This is a genomic window from Chromobacterium alkanivorans, from assembly GCF_016937655.1.
GTDB classification, from domain to species: domain Bacteria; phylum Pseudomonadota; class Gammaproteobacteria; order Burkholderiales; family Chromobacteriaceae; genus Chromobacterium; species Chromobacterium alkanivorans.
Genome location: NZ_JAFHKL010000003.1, coordinates 363,895 through 381,842 on the forward strand (window position 1 = coordinate 363,895; position 17,948 = coordinate 381,842).

General features: G+C 61.7%; 17 protein-coding genes. 7 read left to right on the forward strand and 10 right to left on the reverse strand.

The window, feature by feature from the left end:
- Nucleotides 1-229: 229 nt before the first annotated feature.
- Nucleotides 230-1,093: a hypothetical protein gene (locus tag JW897_RS07455; RefSeq protein ID WP_205465679.1), complete on the forward strand. Its 864-nt coding sequence runs from the start codon at nt 230-232 to the stop codon at nt 1,091-1,093.
- A 75-nt stretch (nt 1,094-1,168) separates the two neighbouring features.
- Entirely contained in the window at nt 1,169-2,581 is a 1,413-nt protein-coding gene (locus JW897_RS07460; RefSeq protein WP_205465680.1) for a hypothetical protein, read from the forward strand.
- 174 nt (nt 2,582-2,755) lie between these two features.
- Here the strand turns inward: JW897_RS07460 and JW897_RS07465 are convergent, their stop codons facing one another.
- The 4 genes from JW897_RS07465 to JW897_RS07480 all read right to left on the reverse strand — a co-directional run bounded on the left by JW897_RS07465 (nt 2,756) and on the right by JW897_RS07480 (nt 6,006).
- Entirely contained in the window at nt 2,756-3,232 is a 477-nt protein-coding gene (locus tag JW897_RS07465) for an FKBP-type peptidyl-prolyl cis-trans isomerase (RefSeq protein WP_048414654.1), read from the reverse strand.
- A 158-nt stretch (nt 3,233-3,390) separates the two neighbouring features.
- Nucleotides 3,391-3,912, reverse strand: a complete 522-nt coding sequence (locus tag JW897_RS07470) for a hypothetical protein (protein ID WP_205465681.1) — start codon at nt 3,910-3,912, stop codon at nt 3,391-3,393.
- Between the two features lie 377 nt (nt 3,913-4,289).
- Nucleotides 4,290-4,997: a hypothetical protein gene (locus JW897_RS07475; protein WP_205465682.1), complete on the reverse strand. Its 708-nt coding sequence runs from the start codon at nt 4,995-4,997 to the stop codon at nt 4,290-4,292.
- 73 nt (nt 4,998-5,070) lie between these two features.
- Nucleotides 5,071-6,006: a LysR family transcriptional regulator gene (locus JW897_RS07480; protein ID WP_205465683.1), complete on the reverse strand. Its 936-nt coding sequence runs from the start codon at nt 6,004-6,006 to the stop codon at nt 5,071-5,073.
- Nucleotides 6,007-6,100: 94 nt separating this feature from the next.
- Between JW897_RS07480 and JW897_RS07485 the strand changes: the two genes are divergently transcribed.
- The 3 genes from JW897_RS07485 to prfH all read left to right on the forward strand — a co-directional run bounded on the left by JW897_RS07485 (nt 6,101) and on the right by prfH (nt 8,947).
- Nucleotides 6,101-6,874, forward strand: coding sequence for an NAD(P)H-dependent oxidoreductase (locus JW897_RS07485; protein ID WP_205465684.1), 774 nt, complete (start codon nt 6,101-6,103; stop codon nt 6,872-6,874).
- Nucleotides 6,875-7,205: 331 nt separating this feature from the next.
- The gene (locus JW897_RS07490) at nt 7,206-8,330 is read left to right on the forward strand and encodes an RNA ligase RtcB family protein (RefSeq protein ID WP_205465685.1); all 1,125 of its coding nucleotides are present in this window, start codon (nt 7,206-7,208) and stop codon (nt 8,328-8,330) included.
- On the forward strand, nt 8,330-8,947 hold the full coding sequence (gene prfH, locus JW897_RS07495; RefSeq protein ID WP_205465686.1) for a peptide chain release factor H: 618 nt from the start codon (nt 8,330-8,332) through the stop codon (nt 8,945-8,947). Before JW897_RS07490 ends, prfH begins: the two co-directional genes overlap by 1 nt.
- Nucleotides 8,948-8,972: 25 nt before the next feature.
- Here the strand turns inward: prfH and JW897_RS07500 are convergent, their stop codons facing one another.
- Complete coding sequence (locus JW897_RS07500; RefSeq protein ID WP_205465687.1) at nt 8,973-10,928, reverse strand: oxidoreductase; 1,956 nt, start codon at nt 10,926-10,928, stop codon at nt 8,973-8,975.
- 138 nt (nt 10,929-11,066) lie between these two features.
- On the opposite strand from JW897_RS07500, the gene JW897_RS07505 reads away from it, so the two are divergent.
- Entirely contained in the window at nt 11,067-11,651 is a 585-nt protein-coding gene (locus JW897_RS07505) for a cupin domain-containing protein (RefSeq protein ID WP_231589281.1), read from the forward strand.
- Nucleotides 11,652-11,970: 319 nt separating this feature from the next.
- The gene (locus JW897_RS07510; RefSeq protein WP_048414547.1) at nt 11,971-13,005 is read left to right on the forward strand and encodes a polyamine ABC transporter substrate-binding protein; all 1,035 of its coding nucleotides are present in this window, start codon (nt 11,971-11,973) and stop codon (nt 13,003-13,005) included.
- 43 nt (nt 13,006-13,048) lie between these two features.
- Here JW897_RS07510 and JW897_RS24490 read toward each other — a convergent pair whose 3' ends face one another.
- The 5 genes from JW897_RS24490 to JW897_RS07535 form a co-directional block, all read right to left on the reverse strand.
- On the reverse strand, nt 13,049-14,479 hold the full coding sequence (locus tag JW897_RS24490) for a carbohydrate-binding protein (RefSeq protein WP_205465688.1): 1,431 nt from the start codon (nt 14,477-14,479) through the stop codon (nt 13,049-13,051).
- Between the two features lie 67 nt (nt 14,480-14,546).
- Nucleotides 14,547-15,179 (reverse strand): lytic polysaccharide monooxygenase auxiliary activity family 9 protein, encoded by a 633-nt coding sequence (locus JW897_RS07520; protein ID WP_205465689.1) that lies wholly within the window; start codon nt 15,177-15,179, stop codon nt 14,547-14,549.
- A gap of 103 nt (nt 15,180-15,282) precedes the next feature.
- Nucleotides 15,283-16,104, reverse strand: coding sequence for a nucleotidyltransferase domain-containing protein (locus tag JW897_RS07525; protein ID WP_048414550.1), 822 nt, complete (start codon nt 16,102-16,104; stop codon nt 15,283-15,285).
- Nucleotides 16,105-16,245: 141 nt separating this feature from the next.
- Nucleotides 16,246-17,472: an RtcB family protein gene (locus tag JW897_RS07530; protein WP_205465690.1), complete on the reverse strand. Its 1,227-nt coding sequence runs from the start codon at nt 17,470-17,472 to the stop codon at nt 16,246-16,248.
- Between the two features lie 144 nt (nt 17,473-17,616).
- Nucleotides 17,617-17,913 (reverse strand): hypothetical protein, encoded by a 297-nt coding sequence (locus JW897_RS07535; protein ID WP_205465691.1) that lies wholly within the window; start codon nt 17,911-17,913, stop codon nt 17,617-17,619.
- Nucleotides 17,914-17,948: the final 35 nt, after the last annotated feature.

The window sequence follows — 17,948 nt, forward strand, 5'->3', positions numbered from 1 at the left end:
TTTGGCTTGACTATTCATCTAAAATAGGTAGAGCAAAAATCACTACAAGCAGCCTAAACACTTACACAAGCCAATGAATATCATACCGCCTTCTATTGATAATAACCAAATCACATTAGCACGCATACATCAACAATATTGACACAATACAACTGTACTCTAAAAAAATATTAGATATCTTTCGGTCTCCTTATCTCATTACACACTTCTTATCACGGGCAGCCAACCTATGATTCTCAGCAAAAAAACCCTAGAATTTCTTCGAGAAATAATTAATGAAAAATCAGAATATCGATCTGGCACAAAGCTAGTAAAATTCTTTAACGATCTAGGTTTTAATGATACTTACGGGCAAGGCTTTCCTTCACGATGGATTTTCACCGAAGACCGTTTAACTAAAATAAATGGAACCCCAACCCTTGATCAGTGCATTAAAAACACCTTCGCCCCTGTCAATTTTGTCGATAGAATTCATGCACTAGACCTCTTAATTAATGAATTCAATCAATATCTAGCCTTCGACAAGTGGAAGATTATTCGACGAGAGGCCGACATTACCTTTCAAAGGTTAGAAAAAATTGAAGTCAACAATAACAAGCCTAAAGATTTAGAAAATGAATTTTTAAGTCGTGAATTCACAGACATTGAACTAACAGCTCTCCATCTAGAAAATGCCATTACTAACGTACTTCAACACAGGATTAAGGAAATAGAAAAATGTTTCAATTCTGGCTCCCCGCTAGCCGTAATACTTCTAGCTGGAAGTGCGCTTGAAGGCATTCTCCTTGGAGTAGCCATTCAACACCCAAGACAATTTAATTCTACCAAATCATCACCCAAAGATAGCCATTCAAAAGTTAAGCCATTTTATGAGTGGAGCCTTAGCAGCCTTATTGATGTTGCAAAAGAACTTAATTTGATACAACACGACACACACAAATTCAGCCACTCGCTTAGAGATTTTCGCAACTACATACATCCGTTTGAGCAATTGAGTTCTGGATTTTCCCCTCGGGAACATACAGCAAAAATTTGTTTGCAGGTATTGCGCGCTGCAATTCATGAAATCGGGGAAAATCTTTCTAATATATAAATGCATAGCACTATAACCTAGCAAGCCCCCCAAAGCCCGCCGATCAACTTCATACTAAAACCACAGGGAGTCAACATGTCTTATGCTTTAATCGACAACGCCTCACTGACTGCAGTGCAACGAGTTATGGGTCAGATCACAGTTCAGAATCCAGATACCATCAATGGCGATCTTGTGGCTCTCGAAAATTTTTTACATGCAATTCTATTCTACGACAAATTAATTTGCATTGACAACTACAAGCCAGAACATGTGCAAACACGAAAGAACATTTTTAATTTTATTGAATTTCTTTCACCAAAAGACTTTGATCTTAAGGCACTTGAGACTAAAACCATATCTGAAGCAAAAAATGTACGTCCTGAAATTAGGGGCGGAGAATTTGTTGACAATGATTTTCGTGAATTTCTTAACCTATTGAAGATGAATATGATTTGCACTTGGGATCTTCGCTCAAGCGTCTACTACTTGACGATGAAGATGCTCGGCGAACCAAATACACAAGAGTTTCAAAAGTACAGCGAAATTAGTTCTGCAATTTTCAACGAACTATCCGACGTAAACGAAACTCGTGGACGATGGAATAAAGACATTACATTAATCGGCTCCGATGGCCACATCCACTCTCAAGAAGAAATGAGACGAGCAGCGATAGAAAAAAACCGTGGCTTCGGAGGTACAACTCGAGCACTGGATATGTTTATCGCATCCCTAAATTGGATCTCCTACAAATCAATCTATTACAGTCTTGCTGCAAAACATTTTAAAGCAGACACTTTTCTACATCCAATTCGGCATGCATATCAGATTCACTGGATGAGAAAAACGGGCGCCTATGGACACGACTTCACAGCAAAACTAGTCGAATCCCTTTCAAAAAATCTGTCCACCTCAATCTCCGAAGTCATAGACAACGGACGAACAGCAGCCATTTCAATTGAACTCCCTATTTTCTCCGCATGGCTTACTGCTCAGACCGGTAATGTTTCTCAAATCATTCAATCAGCACGAGACCTCAGGGACACTCATGACTTCCAAGAGATACGAGAACTCTTACGAAAAATTCGAATTTCTTACGATGAATCGGGCATAGCCCGTGCCAACAAGTCTATCGAGAAATGGAAAAAGGAAATTGATAAAGCCGCTAAAAACTTAAAACGGCAATATGGCATTAATACAGATCAGGGAATTCAAGGAAGCTTCCTTATAAAAGTCTACAACTCGATCGCCGCAGTAAAAAGTCTACCTCAATTTCCCGAGTTTAACTTCAAAATACCACTCCCTGAATTCATTCAGGCCAACAATTCGTCATGCTTTTCAAATTTATACAAAAACATTACAGGCGAACTAACAGCAGTAGAACGGCTTGGGAGCCTTCGAGATATGATGGCTTCGAAATTCAGGATTGACAGTACGTGCTACCTCGCCCCTAAAACTGAGTCTCCTAGGTTTCGAAACTATGCATCGGATTGGAAGTTGCCCATGTAATAGTTGTTCTCATCCCCCAATCCGGTGAACAACTGCAAATAGGATGCTCTCTGAGCAGTAATGCAAGCGCGGCAATATAAATGACAAACAAATCAGGCACTAAGCATAGTGGCCTCCAGACAAAAAAAAGCCCTCCCAGATCGGGAGGGCTTTGTTTATGTGAGGCCGGTGCTATCAGTGCTGATGCCCGTGCTCGCCGTGCACATGCTGGTGAGCGATTTCCTCAGCCGTGGCCGCGCGCACGTCCACCACTTTGACGACAAAGCGCAGGGCTTTGCCGCACAGCGGGTGGTTGCCGTCCAACAATACCGTGGGGCCTTTGATCTTGGTGACGAAGTAGTAACGCGGCTCGCCATCCGGGCCGATGCGCTGGATTTGGCCGCCCACCTTCACGCCGGGCGGGAAGTCCGCCTTGGGCATGGTGGTGACCAGGGCTTCGTCGCGGGCGCCGAAGGTGTCTTCGGTGGCCAGTTCCAGCGTGGTTTGAAAACCCGATTCCTGGCCTTCCAGCGCGGCTTCCAGCTTGGCGAACAGGTTGTCGTAATCGCCGTGCAGGTAGGAGACGGGCTTCTTGCCATCGTCGTAAACCAGGCCCTGGCTGTCGGTAACTTTCATGCGCAGGGTAACGGCGGTGTTGGCGGTGATTTTCATGGCGAGCAATAACAAAAAAATGGAAGCGGGAAGGTTCTCAGTTCAGCGAGGGAGTGTCAACCGAAACACCCCTGCTTTGCTGGATACGAATGTGGCTGTTTTCCGGAGCAACCCTCCCTCAACAGCCAGCCCCGAAGGGGCCGGCTGTCCTTACCAGCTTAGCTCCTCTTCTTCCGCCTCGGCTTCCGGTGCAAGGTTTCCAGCTCGTCCAGGCTGAGATGGAAGCGTTGCATCGCCTCCACGTGCTGCGCCAGGTCCACCTGTTGCGCCCCCAAGTTCAGCAGCACCTCCAGATAGTTGAAGAAGCTTTTGCACATGCTGCGGCGGTGGCTGCGGTCGCGGAAATCCATATCGCTGGCGATGCGGAACAGCAGCCCGCGCCCGGAGTGCTGGCGGTTGAGTTTCAGCATCTGTGCCAGATGGGCGGCGTACTGGCGGCCCAAGGCGCAGGCTTCAAACTCATCCTTAGGCTCGGCCGGCTGCCAGTAATGTGGATAGGTGCGGCCAGCAATGCGGCGGATGAAGGGCAGGCTGAGGTCTTTGGCGTGGGGGCCGGCAAACCGGTAGCGCGAGCGTGGACCTAGCGGCGGGAGTGGAGAGGCGTCCTGATGAACGTCTTGGGTTTCAGTAGCGGACGAAGTGAGTTCGATGCCTAGCACCGGACGGACTAGCTTTACCATTTGCAGCCTCCTGAGCAGAAGGGCCCGGCCGCAAGGCGGCAGGGCGGGCACATGACAAGAGTTGGTCTACCGGTGAGCTACTGCGAAAGCCGGCGCGCCCGCGAGGGCGCCACTTGCCACGGCCCGCCCGAATAGGCAAAGCAATGGCAACGGATACGCTGTGGAAACAGCGCATCCGCGGCAGTAGCTCATACTCGGGAGACCAATCCCGAGCGCCGCGATTGCTGCGGCGCGGGGGCTATTGTTGGGGAGGAGCGGGAGGGCGTCAAGCCGGCGGGGTCTTTAGGAGCCGAATGGCTGCAAGTCACTCGCCAACACACCATTTGACGTACTAGCAGCCTAAGCATCGCTATTGGGCTGTCCTGTTGGTGGCAGGCCTACATTTCGGCCTCAACCTCCCAACCTAAAACCGGGCCTTTGAAGTAAGCACCCGTTGCAACCATCGCCTCAACTTCCAGCTGAGAGGGGAAGCCATCCGCGTATTTGCTCCATTTCTCCATCACATAGCCAGTCCACCACTGGCTGGCATCCACGAGATGAACCTTGCCCTCATATACCGACTTGAACTCGTAGCCCTCAGACCGTAACTGCTCCACAGCCACGCTCAGAGCCTCTTGGTAGTCTTGAGCCGCCACGAAAAAACACACGATGGCTGCCTTCCATTCCGCGGGCATGTCAAGGTTCGTCCCCCTTCCCACCACGATGGGACATTCAAAAAGCTTGGTTTCCGACAATAGAATTGGAGGACAAGAAGATGTTATTTCTTGCAATATCTCATTTGGAATGGCATCGAAAAAAACGATGTCCATCGGGATGACTCCGGAGAAGGCAGCCGCAACTTCTGGTCTTTGGCTGTCAGACTTGCCTGGCGCATCAAGTACCAAACAAATACGCTGCTGCTCTTCATGCGCATATTGCAACTTGGCCAAATACCCGTTTTTGAGGCCAATGCCCAATAGTCGTTTAGCAATTTCAATACGAAGTGCATTAAGCCCTGTACCTTGAACACTCCCCGCAAACTTTATTGTCGCCGCAGCCTGTTGAATAGTTTTGACCGGTTTTTTCCCGAATAACTTACTGAACATAAACTACCTAAATTTAATAAAAAAGAGGGCTGCTAACCTGTGCAACCCAATATTGTAGTTTTACCAGCGGCTCTTAAGACAAAGGCACCGCATCCGCCGCCGATCCCGCCTGAGCATTAACCAGGGTGACGATGAAATCCCGCATCCAACGCTGGCCGGGATGTTGCTGGGTGCGGTCGTGCCAGGCCATGCCCACTTCGAAGCCTTCGGTGGGCAGCGGAAACTCCACTTGCTTCAGCGCGTCGCCGCGGTCTTGCACCAGTCGCTGCGGCACCAGCGCGACAAAGTCGGACTGCGCCACCATTTCCGGCACAAACAGGAAGGACGCGGCGGACAAGGCCACGTTGCGGCGCAGGCCCAGCGCCGCCAGCGTGCGGTCCACCGGGGTGAAGAAGCCGTTGCCGTCCAAGGACACGATGACGTGGTCCAGCGCCACGTATTCTTCCACGCTCAAGCCTTCCTTCAGGCCCGGGTGATCGTGGCGGCCAATCAACACATAGTGTTCGTCGAACAGCCGGCAGCTGTGCAGTTTGGACGGGGCCGCCGGCGGGGTTAGCAGCGCCAGGTCCAGATCGCCCTGCTCCAGCTGCGCTTCCAGGTGGTGCAGGTCCAGATTGCGCACCGCCACCCGCACGCCGGGCGCGCTCTTGCGCAGCTCCCGCGCCAGCGGAATCAGCAGCGCGGCTTGCAGGTAGTCGGTGCAGGCGATGGCCACGGTCAGCTCAGCGCTGGCCGGTTCAAAATCCTGGTGCCCGGCCACGGTGGCGCGTACTTCGTTCAGCGCCTTGCGCAAGGGCTCGAACATTTCCAGCGCCTTGGCCGTGGGATACATGCCGCGGTGGACGGCCACCAGCAGCGGGTCGTCAAACAACTCGCGCAGGCGGTTCAATTGCGCGCTCACCGCCGGCTGGCTCAAGCTCAGCCGCGCGGCCGCGCGGGTCACGTTCTGTTCCACCAGCAAGGCTTCCAGCGTTACCAGCAGATTGAGGTCGAGTCGTTTGGTATCCATCTGATGAATAGTAAGCAATAAAAACCGTGATTTCACGAATAGTTGAGCGCGCGTCAGACTGACGGCTTTCCACCTTTAAACGCTTGGAGGCCGCATGAAGCAACACGCCCTAATCATCCACGCCCATCCGGACCCGGCGTCGCTAACCGCCCAATTCGCCGCGCTGGCGCGGCAGACTTTGCAACAGCAGGGCTACGGCGTGATGGAGTCCGACCTCTACGCAATGGGCTGGAAAGCCGGCGCCGACGCGCAGGATTTCCCGGACCGGATCAATCCACAGCGCTTATTCCTGATCTCCGAATCCCAGCACGCTTACGCCAATGGCCGGCAGAGCGCCGACGTGGCGGCTGAACAGCAAAAGTTGCTGGCGGCGGACTTGGTGATCATGCTGTTTCCGCTGTGGTGGTACGGCCTGCCCGCCTTGCTCAAGGGCTGGATTGACCGAGTCTACGCTTACGGCTTCGCCTATGGCTACCGCAACGAGGGCAACCGCTGGCGCTATGGCGACGGCGCCCTAAGCGGCAAACGCGCGATGCTGGCCGCAATGGTGGGCGGGCCGGAGCGGGACTACGGTCCGCGCGGCATCAACGGGCCGCTGGAGCAACTGTTGTTTCCGGTGACACACGGCTGCCTGTTCTACCCCGGCATGGCGGTGCTGCCCACACACGCGGTGTACGACGCCAACCGTCTTTCCGCCACCGATATGGACGCGGCCAAGGACGCCTGGCGGCAAAGACTGCTTGGGGTGTGGGACGAAGCGCCCATCCCCTTCCGCCGCCAGAACGGCGGCGATTACCCGGACGGCCACGCGCTGGGCGCGGAGGTGGCGGCCGGCGCCAGCGGGCTGGCGGCGCATATCGCCGGCTGACGGCGCAGCCGCGGCGCATGCGTATTGCATCGCCGCGGCTTCTGCGTTACCATGCCGGCCTTTCTTTCATCACGCAGCCAAGGAGACCATCATGCGGCATACAGCATCCTTCCTGGCAGAGCGCGCCCAAGCTTGATCGATTCCCCCGCGCCCGGCATTGCCGCCGCGCGCGTCGAATGGCCTCCGGCCCCGGCTCTGCCCTAGCCAACTCATTTCCTTCAATACCGTTTTACTGAACCCTCCGGCTCAGGACCGCATTGCGCCTGCGCGCTCGTTGCGCCAGGCCGCCGCCGTCGCGCCGGATTGGGTGGGATTACTCATGGGCAATTGCATGCAAACCCTGTCCGAGACCGTCACTCTGCTGGCCTCGGACGACACCTGGATCGAGGGCGCCGCGATCCAGCAACTTCACACTAGCGCCGCGCTGCCGGGCATGGCCCGCGTGGCCGGCATGCCGGACCTGCACCCCGGCCGCGGCTACCCGGTGGGCGCCGCCTTCTTCGCCGTCGGCCGCGTGTATCCGGCCTTGATCGGCGGAGACATCGGCTGCGGCATGGCGCTGTGGCGCACGGATCTCGCCGTAGGCAAATTGAGCGCGGACAAGCTGGACAAGCGGCTGGGCAATCTGGACGGCCCGCTGGACGAGGACTGGCGCGAACGGGTGGCGGCGCTGGCGCTGCCGGCCAGCGGTTACGACAGCGCGCTGGGCACCATAGGCGGCGGCAATCATTTCGCCGAGCTGCAACGCGTGGACCGGATTTACGACGCCGAACGCGCCGCCGGGCTGGCGCTGGACCCAAAGCGGCTGTTGCTGCTGGTGCACAGCGGTTCCCGCGGCCTGGGCCAGGCCATTCTGCGCGAGCAGGTGGACCGCCACGGCCACGCCGGCCTGGCGGAGGACAGCGCGGACTTCGCCGCCTACCTGGCGCGCCACGACGCCGGCTTGCGCTTCGCCGAGGCCAACCGGCTGCTGATTGCGCGGCGCATGCTGGAGCGGCTGCGCGCCGACGGCGAAGCGCTGCTGGACGTCAACCACAACCTGGTGTCGCCGGCGCGCATCGGCGGCGTCGACGGCTGGCTGCACCGCAAGGGCGCCACGCCGGCGGATGCCGGCCTGGTGGCGATTCCCGGTTCGCGCGGGGATTTCACTTATCTGGTGGAGCCGCTGCCCAGCGAGCTGAGCCTGTTGTCGCTGGCGCATGGCGCCGGCCGCAAATGGATGCGCAGCGAGTGCAAGGACCGGCTGTCGCGGCGCTTCAGCCCGGCGCAGCTGGCGCGCACCCGCTTGGGCGGCCAGGTGATCTGCCAGGACCGCCAGTTGATCTACGAAGAAGCGCCAGAGGCTTACAAGCCGGTGGACAGCATTGTCGACACCCTGGTCCAGGCCGGCCTGGTGAGGCCGCTGGCGCGGTTGGCGCCGGTGCTGACCTATAAAACCCGCGGGGAGTGCTGCTGATGATTCTGTTGCAATTTTCCGCCGCTCAGGGACCGGAGGAGTGCTGCCTGGCGGTGGCCAAGGCGCTGACGCGCTTGCAGGCGGAAGCCGAGGCGCAAGGCGCGCGGCTGGAACTGCTGGAGCGGGAAGACGGCCCACGGCCGGGCACGCTGCGCTCGGCGCTGCTAAGCCTGGAGGGCGAAGCCGCCGAGGCGCTGGCCACACGATGGACCGGCACGCTGCAATGGCGGGCGGCCAGCCCTTACCGGCCGCGCCACCCGCGCAAAAACTGGTTCATCGGCGTGGCGCGCTGCCCGGAGCCGGCCGCCGAACTGGCCGGTGAAATCCGCTTCGAAACCCTGCGCGCTTCCGGCCCCGGCGGCCAACACGTCAACCGCACCGAATCAGCGGTGCGCGCCACGCACCTGGCCAGCGGGATCAGCGTCAAGGTGCAGTCGGAACGCAGCCAGCACGCCAATAAGCGGCTGGCGCTGCGCCTGATCGCGCTGAAGCTGGAACAGCTGGCGGAGCGGGACCTGGCCGGCGCGCGCGCGGCGCGGCGCTTGCTGCACCATCAGGTGGCGCGCGGCAACCCCAGCCGGGTGTTCGTCGGCGAGCGCTTCGAGGCGCTGGGCTGAGGCCGCCAGGCAGCCGGGCCGGCAACTACAAACGCCAGCCCAGCCGCATGCCTTCATAGATGGCTTCTTCCGCGGTGCGCGGCGCCAGGCAATCGCCTATCGCGTGCAGCTCAGCGCCGCAGCCGCTCAACTCTTCCAATAAACCATCCTCGGCCTGGTGCCCCTGACACAGCACCAGGCAGTCCACTTCGCTTTCCACCATCGCTTCCTCGCTGGCGGTGTGCAGCAGGTACACGCTGTCGTCGTCGTGGCCGTACAGCCGCGCGTACGGCGTCACCGTCACGCCGGCGCGCTGCAATTGGCCGGCCAGGTGGTCGCGCACATACATTTGCAGCGCTTCGCCGGCATGGGTACCGTTGACCGCCAGCCTCACCTGGTGGCCGGCGGCGGCCAGCCGCAGCGCGATGCCGGGCCCGATCCAGTCGCAGCGCCAGTCCGCCACCAACACCTTGCCGCCCCGCACCGCTTCGCCGCGCAGCACTTGCCAGGCATCCAACACTTGCATGGCGCCGCCGCCTTCCAGCGCCGGCCAGCGCGGCCGCGCGCCGGTGGCCACCACTACTGCGTCCGGGGCCAGCCGCCGCACCAGTTCGCGGTCCACCCTGGCGTTGCGTCTCACTTCCACGCCGGCCAGTTGCAGCTCCCGCTCCAGATTGGTGATCAGGCCGCCGAATTCCGCGCGGCCGGGCAGCAGTTGCGCCAGCAGCGCCTGGCCGCCCAGTTGCGGGCCGGCTTCGTACAGGCTGACCTGATGGCCGCGTTGCGCCGCGATCACCGCCGCCTTCATGCCGGCCGGGCCGCCGCCGGCCACCAGCACCCGCCGCGGCGCGGCGGCCGGCCGCAGTTCGCCGTATTCCAGTTCGCGGCCGCTTTGCGGGTGTTGGATGCAGGAGATGGGCAGGCCGCGGTGGAAGCGGCCGATACAGGCCTGGTTGCAGCCTATGCAGGCGCGGATGTCGTCATGCCGGCCCTGTTCGGCCTTGGCCGGCAGTTCCGGGTCGCAAATCAGCGCGCGGGTCATGCCGCAAGCGTCAGCTTGGCCGCCGGCCAGCAGTTGTTCGGCCTCCTGCGGCTGGTTGATGCGCCCGGCCAAGAGCACCGGGATGCTCAGCGCGCGCTTGAAGCGCGCCGCCTGCGCCGCCAGGTAGGCGGCCGGCAGCGCCATCGGCGGCGCGATGTGGATGGCGGCGCCCAGGGTGGCGGAGCTGCCGGCCACCAGGCTGACGTAGTCCAGTTCATTCTCCAGCGCCCGCGTCGCCGCCAGCGCCAGCTCGGCGTCCATGCCCCCGCCCTCTTCCTCGCCGGCGGAGATGCGCAGCCCCACCACAAAGCCGGGCCCGCCGCCGGCGCGGGCGGCGGCCACCGCTTCGCGCAGGAAGCGCAGCCGGCCGGCGTCGTCGCCGCCGTAGCCGTCTTGGCGGCGGTTGACTTGCGGGTTGAGAAATTGCGCCGGCAAATAGCCGTGGCTGGCGACAATCTCGGCGCCGTCCACGCCGGCGTCACGCAGCCGCCGCGCCGCCGCGCCGTAGCCGGCGATAATTTCGTCTATCATTTCGCGGCTCAGCGCGCGCGGCTGCACGTGGAAGCGCTCGCTGGGCGTCGCCGACGGCGCGTAGGCCACGCTCAACAGGCCGTCGGCGCTTTCCATGATTTCGCGCCCGGGGTGGAACAGCTGGGCAAACAGCTTGCAGCCTTCGGCATGCACGGCCTCGGCCAGTTGCCGGTAGCCGGGCACGCAGCTGTCGTCGGTGGCCATCAGGGCGTGCGAGGTGTAGTGCGCGGTTTCGTGGACGCCGGAGACTTGCAGCACGATCAGGCCGACGCCGCCGCGCGCCCGCGCCCGGTGGTAGGCCACCAGCGCCGGGCTGACCCGGCCGTCCACCGGCAGCACGGTGTCGTGGCCGGTGGACATGATACGATTCTTCAGCAGCGCCGGGCCGATGCGCAGCGGGGAGAACAGCAAGGGGAACAAGGTGCTCATCACGTGGACCTTTGATCGGGTTTGGCGGACGCCATCGCTGTGGCTTTTTGATTTTGCTTAAATTAAAATTTATTGCAAATTTTTTTAATAAAATTCAAGCATGAACCGCGGCCAAGCGTCGCCGCACAGGATTTCATCGTGAGCAAAAACGCAACATCCGCCGTCGAAGCCCCGCTGCAGCTGGGCGCCCGCATCCGCCAGCTGCGCAAGCGCCAGGGCCTGACGCTGAGCCGGCTGGCCGAAACCAGCGGCTTGTCGGTGGGCCACATCAGCCTGATCGAGCGCGAGCTGGCCCAGCCGTCCATCAACGCGCTGGTCAATATCGCCCGCAGCCTGGGGGTGACGGTGCAATGGTTTTTCAACGACGCCGCCGAGCAGGCCGCGGACGAGAAGGACTACATCGTGCGCCGCGAGCAGCGGCCGCGGCTGGATTATAAGAACGGTTTCGTCGACCACTTGCTGACGCCCCGAAACCAGCGCCAGCTGGAGATGATCCACTGTCTGATTCCGCCCGGCGCCAGCTGCGACGAGGGTTACAGCCACAACGGCGAGGAAGCCGGCTTCGTGCTCAAGGGTTCGCTGGAGCTGTTTGTCGGCGAGCGCCAGTTTCACCTGGAACAGGGCGACAGCTTCGCCTATTCCAGCAGCGAGCCGCACCGCTACCGCAATCCGGGCAGCGAGGAGACCGTTGTGGTCTGGGTGATTACCCCGCCCAGCTACTAAGAGCCGCTAACAAAACCCCTGATCCTGCGTTGCGCCTCCTTGTCGTACTACGGGTACGGCCTGCGTCGGCGCGCCTTGGCTCAGGCACGCTGCGCGGCTTTGTTAGCGGCTCAAGAACCTGTTCCAAACAAAGCCGCTGCCCCAGCGGCTTTTTCCTTGTCTCGCCCAGCCTCGCCGGCGCCGCGCACGGCAAAGCCATCCGACTCCGCAACAGTTTTTTAATAAAATCAAAATAAATTTTACAGTTTTTTGATCGCTTCCTAGACTGTCCGGATCGGCAAGGATAAGCCGGCCACGCAGCATCCAGAGGAGAGAGATCATGAAATTGACGCATCTGAGCATCGCCGCCTGCCTGTTGGCCGGCGGCGTCGCCTCCGCCAGCGAGTTGGTGGTGGTGTCCTACGGCGGCGAGAACCAGGCGGCGCAGTCGCGCGCTTATTACGCGCCTTATCAGCGCCAAAACGGCGTGCGCATCGTCGCAGACGCCTGGAACGGCGAGTTCGCCAAGATCAAGGCGATGGCGGCCACCGGCCGCGTGCGCTGGGACGCGGTGGAGGTGGACGCCGCGGCGCAGGGCCGCGGCTGTGAGGAGGGTTTGCTGGAGAAGCTGGATTACCGGCGGATAGGCGACAAGGCGGACTTCGTGCCCGGCGCGGTCCAGCCCTGCGCCATCGGCATGTTCCTGGCCTCCATGGTGCTGGCCTACAACGAGGACAAGCTGAAAACCGCGCCGCAGAGCTGGCAGGATTTCTGGGACGTGAAGCGCTTCCCCGGCAAACGGGCCTTGCGCCGCGGCGCGCCCTACACGCTGGAGATCGCGCTGATGGCGGACGGCGTGCCGCCGGCCGAGGTCTACAAGACCTTGTCCACGCCGGCCGGGGTGGACCGCGCCTTTCGCAAGCTGGACCAGCTCAAGCCCCATATCCAGTGGTGGGAAAGCGGCGCCCAGCCGCCGCAGTATCTGTTGTCCGGCGACGTGACGATGAGTTCTTCCTACAACGGCCGCATCAGCCTGGCGCGGCGCGAGGGCCGCAAGCTGCGCATGGTGTGGCGCAACAACATCAGCGAGTTCAGCTACTGGGCCATTCCCAAGGGTTCGCCCAATAAGGACGAGGCGCTGAAGTTCATCGCCTTCGCCAGCCGGCCGGAGCCGCAAAAGCTGTATTCGGAGCAGATGCCTTACGGCCCCAGCAACCGCAAGGCGCTGGGCCTGCTGCCGGCCGCGGTCCAGGCGGAGCTGCCCAGCCACCCGGCCAATATGGCCAGCGCGCTGGCGATGGACGCCGCGTTCTGGACCGACCACGGCGAGGCGCTGGAGCAGCGCTTCTCCAGCTGGGCGGCCAAGCGGCAATAAAAAGCGGCGGCCGGCCCCTGCAAGGCCCGCCGCCGCGCTCAGCTCACGCCGGCCGCCACAGGGTGAAGGCCACGTCCGGCGTCCAGCCGGGGTTGGAGCGGTGGGCTTGCAGGCAGCGGTAATGGCCGCCCTGATAGCTGACGCCGTCGTCCACTTGGTAGTCGTGCTCGTTCAGCCACTCCGGATACTCCGGCTCCGGCTCGCCGCCGCTGGTGCTGACGGTCACGCTGTTGCTGGGGCCAGAGGCCTGGCCGGCGGCGTCCAGCGCGGTGACGAAGTAGCGGTAGGCGGTGCCGGGCTGCAGGCCGCTGTCCAGATAGTTGAGCGCGCCGGTCTGGCCCGCCGGCTGGCCGTCGCGGTGCAGCTGGTAATGCGTCACCGGCTGCTCGCCGCCCTGGGAAGCTTCCCAACTCAGGCTGATGGCGGTGTCGCTGCGGCTGTCCGCCTTGAGGTTTTGCGGCGCGCCGGGGCGGCCGCCGCCGCTGTCGCCGTGGATCAGTTCGGCGTAGTCGCGGACAAAACCCCAGTCATAGGGCCGGCCGCCGGCGTCGCGCCCGGCGTCCCAGTTGACGGACCAGGTCATCAAGCCGCGAATGGGGTTGCCGTCCGCGGCCAAGCGACTGAAGGCGCGGTACACCGCGCCGGGGTCCGCCGCGTAGCCGGTGGCGGCGGCGTCGTTGTTGGCCGGCAGGCCGATGGCGAACTTGTCCGCCGGGATGCTCAGGTAGCCGCGGGTGCCGTTGATCAGGCTGTCGGTCAGGTAATAGAGGAAGTCTTCCTTTTGCTCCTGGTTGTCCTGGGACAGCCAGGCGTTCAGCTCGTCCACCCAGACGCCGTCGCCGCCCTGGTTGTAGTACTGCGGGGCGATGAAGTCGTAATAGCCGTCCAGCGCGGCGAGGTAAGGCGCGTATTTGTCGCCCACTTTCAGATAGGGAAACTCCGGCGCCATGCTAATGATGAAGTGGCGGCCCTCGGCTGCGTAGTGGTCCTTGACCCGCTTGAGCGCGGCCGGAATCACCGCGCTGTTGTCGGCGGCGGCGATGGCGCTTTGCTCCAGGTCGATGTCCAGGCCGTCGAAGCCGTAGGTCTCCGCCAGGCGGATGATTTCGTCGGCCAGCGCCTGCTCTTGCCCGGCATGCAGCTCGATGTGGGCGTCCGCGCCGCCCAGCGAGATCAGCACCGCCCGCCCCTGGCGGTTGAGTTCGCCCACTTGTTCGCGGAAGGCCTGATCGCTCAGATTGTAGGGTTTGAAGGTGGGAATGCCGGCGCCCTTCATGAAGGCCACCGCCACGATGTTGTAGTCGGCCGGGGTTTCCGCCAGCGGCAGGTCCGCGGACTGGCCGCTCTGGTAGCCGTTGCCCGGCTCCGACGGCCAGTTGTGCCAGAAACCCATCAAGAAGTTGCCCGCAATCTCCGGCATCAACGCGGCGTCGTCGCTCAACGCGCGCCGTTCCGGCTTGGCGAATTGATTCATCTGCCCTTCCTTTCATGGAGGCGACGGCGGCGGCCCAGGCCGCCGCGCGTGGCGCGAAGCGCGTCGATCAGCTGAAGTCGAAGTCGATCACTTGGTAGAAGGCGTTGCCGGTGTCGGCCACTTCCCACACCGCCAGCACCACGTGGTAGCCCTGGCGCTCCGGCAGCCTGACATTGTGGATGGTGGGCTCCGGCGGCATCAGTTCGGCGCCGTGGGACCAGTACGGCTGGGCGGTCAGCTCCACTTTGTGGAAGGGCTCGGACTCGAACTGGGCGCGGCTCAGCGGCTGGTTGGGGTTCCAGCCGGCCTTGGTGATGAAGTAGTTCCAGCGCCGGGTCAGGTGGATCGCGTGGTAGCTCCAGTGGAATTCCTGCGCCTGGCCGGATTTGACCGGGTGCTTGTGCCAACGCTCGGCGCTCTGCTCGTCCAGCACCGCGGCGAAGGCCTGGCCGGCGCTGGCGATTTTGCCGTCCGCCGGCGGCGCCACATTGGCCACGTCGTCCGGCGCCAGCGGGTCGCGCAGGCCGCCCGCGACGGCGGGGAAGAATTTGCCGCCTTCCAGGCCGTTGACCTGCCAGCTCAGCAGCGGGCATTGGGCGTTGACGCCGTCCACGCAGAACTGGCCGCGCGACTCCGGCTGGAACACTTGGCCATGGCGCGGCTGTTGGCCAGGCCTGGATTCGACATTGGTGTAGCTCATCAGGATACCCCCGGGTTGATGTCAGAACGGCGGCGACCGGCGCGAGCCGGACCGCCTGCCGCCAACATCTTATTATCCCGATGGAATACGCAATGCTGTCCTTTCAGCTGGACACCAATCCCAGTTCATGGTCTAGCGGCCTGGCCAGCCGCCACAGCGCCTGGTCCAGACGCGCGTTGTCGCCACAGGGCGTGGGCAACGCCGGCGCCGGTTCCGCCGCCGCCAGCTGCTGTTCGATGAAGGCGTGGATGCGCGGGCGGCGCGGTCCGCGCATCGACTCGCCGCAGGCTATCTTCACCGCCAGCAGTTGGTTGATCTCGGCGGCCAGCCCGGCGTCGTCCACCACGCCGGCCAGCTGGGCGAAGCGCGTCGGCGGCATGCCGCGCCCGGCGTCCAGCCAGCGCACCGCCAGCAAGGCCCTCAGCACGTACAGGTATTTTTTCAGGCACACGCTGTCGCCTTGCAGATGGGCGTTGAAGTTCTTGCGCGCCATCGCCAGGTAATGCCAGCGGCACTTGAGATCCGAGCGGAAATCCGGCGCCAAGCCGCGCAGCAGGCGCAAGGCCTGCGGGTCCGCCCGGTACACCAACGGCGATTGCAGCCATTCGCACAGCGTGGGGTTGGAGCCTTGCAGCAGGCGCAGCGCCTTGCGCAACTCCCAGCCGCTGATGTCCAGCTCGTCGTTGATCGGCAGTTCGATCACGTCGCGCTGCGGCATCACGCGCAGATACCATTCCGGCTCGTGCACGTAGATGAAGCGCACGTCGTAATCGCTGTCCGGCGACGGAAAACCCCAGGCGCGGCTGCCGGATTCGCAGGCGTAGAGCACCCGCACCCGGTGCCGCCGTTCCAGCGCGTCCAGTTCGCGCCGCACCCGCTCGCGCATCGCGTCTTCCAGCGGGTGTTGAAATAAAAATTCTCGCATTGTCTTTGTCTCCAGGCCGTCGGCGGAGCCTCCCGCCCAGCCGACGCCTTGCATTAGAACCGGCTCAATGTCCGCCGCGCGCCGGCCAAACGGCTAGCAAAGGACATTAAAAACCGCGCGCGCCGGATGGCGAACCAGTCCTCATCCTTTCACGCACACCACCTGACGCAAGGTATGCACCACTTCCACCAGGCTGGATTGCGCCGCCATCACCGCGTCGATGTCTTTGTAGGCCATCGGGATTTCGTCGATCACCTCCGCGTCCTTGCGGCATTCCACATGGGCGGTGGCGCGGCGCTGATCGTCTATGTCAAAGCGGCGCTTGGCTTCGGAGCGGCTCATCGCGCGGCCGGCGCCGTGGCTGCAGGAACAGAAGGCTTCTTCATTGCCCAGACCACGCACGATGAAGCTCTTGGCGCCCATGGAGCCGGGAATGATGCCCAGCTGGCCTTTGTGCGCGGCCACCGCGCCCTTGCGCGTCACCAGCACCTCGCGGCCGAAGTGGGTTTCGCGCTGCACGTAGTTGTGGTGGCAGTTCACCGCCTCCACTTCGGCGTCGAAGGGCTTGGTGATCACGCCGCGCGCGGCGTCCACCGCCTGGCGCATCATCAGTTGGCGGTTTTGGCGCGCATAGTCCTGCGCCCAGCCCACCGCTTCCACGTAGTCGTCGAAATGGCGGCTGCCTTCTTCGAAATAAGCCAGTTCGCGGTGCGGCAGATTGGCGATGTGCCGGCGCATATCCGCCTGGGCCAGTTCGATGAACAGATTGCCGATGGCGTTGCCCACGCCGCGCGAACCGGAGTGCAGCATGAACCAGACGCGGTCCGCCTCGTCCAGACACACCTCGACGAAGTGATTGCCGGTGCCCAGCGTGCCCAGGTGGAGGCGGTTATTGGTTTTCGCCAGTTTGGGATATTTGGCCGTGATGGCGTCGAAGCCCGGCAGCAGCCGCGCCCAGGCGGCGTCCACGCCGGCCGGCGGCTGCTGCCAGGCGCCTTTGTCGCGCCCGGAGCGGGAGGGGCTGCGGCCGTGCGGCACCGCGGCTTCGATCGCGCCGCGCAGGCCGCCCAGCTGGTCCGGCAGGTCCGCGGCGCTCAAGGTGGTGCGCGCCGCCATCATGCCGCAGCCGATGTCCACGCCCACCGCCGCCGGAACGACGGCGCCCACGGTGGGAATCACGCTGCCTATGGTGGAGCCTTTGCCCAGGTGCACGTCCGGCATCACCGCCAAGTGCCGGAAGATGAAGGGCAGTTGCGCGGTTTGCAGCAGTTGCTCGCGCGCGGCGTCTTCCACCGGGACGCCTTGCGTCCACATCTTGATTGGCGCGCCGTTGGCCGCCAGCAGGGTTTGATAGGGATTCACGGTCATATTCTTGTCTTTCTTTGTGCATATCGGTTTTTTGAGCGGCGAACAAAACACCTGATGCTGCGTTGCGCCGACTTGCCGTACCCAAGTACTGCCCGCGTCGGCGCGCCTTGCCTCAGACGTGAAACTGACTTTTGTTAGCCGCTCTTAGAGCCTGCTCTCGATCTGCTGCGCCGTGGCGGCTTGGACCAGGGCGTTGTCAACGGCGTCGGAATGCTCGGACAGCCACTGCACATTCCGCTTCTTCCGCTGCTTCGCCTTGCCCCGCTCTTGCTCGCTGGATCGTGAACAGGCTCTTGGCGCGCCGTCGGCGCGCATCGCCCCAAGGCGCGGACAGGCTTGCGCCTCCGCGCCCGTTCCGCTTATTGCCAGAATCGTGCCAGCTTCATGACCGCTCGAAATAAAATGATCAAGCCATTGATTAAACAATAACAAACCTTCCATTCAACGCCGATCCGCCGGTTTTCGCAAAAACACAG

Coding starts and splice junctions, on each gene's coding strand:
- JW897_RS07500 (WP_205465687.1), bottom strand. CDS start 10,928: ATGAGCACCTTGTTCCCCTTGCTGTTCTCCCCGCTGCGCATCGGCCCG.
- JW897_RS07525 (WP_048414550.1), bottom strand. CDS start 16,104: ATGCGAGAATTTTTATTTCAACACCCGCTGGAAGACGCGATGCGCGAG.
- JW897_RS07475 (WP_205465682.1), bottom strand. CDS start 4,997: ATGTTCAGTAAGTTATTCGGGAAAAAACCGGTCAAAACTATTCAACAG.
- JW897_RS07490 (WP_205465685.1), top strand. CDS start 7,206: ATGCAAACCCTGTCCGAGACCGTCACTCTGCTGGCCTCGGACGACACC.
- JW897_RS07455 (WP_205465679.1), top strand. CDS start 230: ATGATTCTCAGCAAAAAAACCCTAGAATTTCTTCGAGAAATAATTAAT.
- JW897_RS07465 (WP_048414654.1), bottom strand. CDS start 3,232: ATGAAAATCACCGCCAACACCGCCGTTACCCTGCGCATGAAAGTTACC.
- JW897_RS07480 (WP_205465683.1), bottom strand. CDS start 6,006: ATGGATACCAAACGACTCGACCTCAATCTGCTGGTAACGCTGGAAGCC.
- prfH (WP_205465686.1), top strand. CDS start 8,330: ATGATTCTGTTGCAATTTTCCGCCGCTCAGGGACCGGAGGAGTGCTGC.
- JW897_RS07510 (WP_048414547.1), top strand. CDS start 11,971: ATGAAATTGACGCATCTGAGCATCGCCGCCTGCCTGTTGGCCGGCGGC.
- JW897_RS24490 (WP_205465688.1), bottom strand. CDS start 14,479: ATGAATCAATTCGCCAAGCCGGAACGGCGCGCGTTGAGCGACGACGCC.
- JW897_RS07470 (WP_205465681.1), bottom strand. CDS start 3,912: ATGGTAAAGCTAGTCCGTCCGGTGCTAGGCATCGAACTCACTTCGTCC.
- JW897_RS07530 (WP_205465690.1), bottom strand. CDS start 17,472: ATGACCGTGAATCCCTATCAAACCCTGCTGGCGGCCAACGGCGCGCCA.
- JW897_RS07520 (WP_205465689.1), bottom strand. CDS start 15,179: ATGAGCTACACCAATGTCGAATCCAGGCCTGGCCAACAGCCGCGCCAT.
- JW897_RS07485 (WP_205465684.1), top strand. CDS start 6,101: ATGAAGCAACACGCCCTAATCATCCACGCCCATCCGGACCCGGCGTCG.
- JW897_RS07535 (WP_205465691.1), bottom strand. CDS start 17,913: ATGGAAGGTTTGTTATTGTTTAATCAATGGCTTGATCATTTTATTTCG.
- JW897_RS07460 (WP_205465680.1), top strand. CDS start 1,169: ATGTCTTATGCTTTAATCGACAACGCCTCACTGACTGCAGTGCAACGA.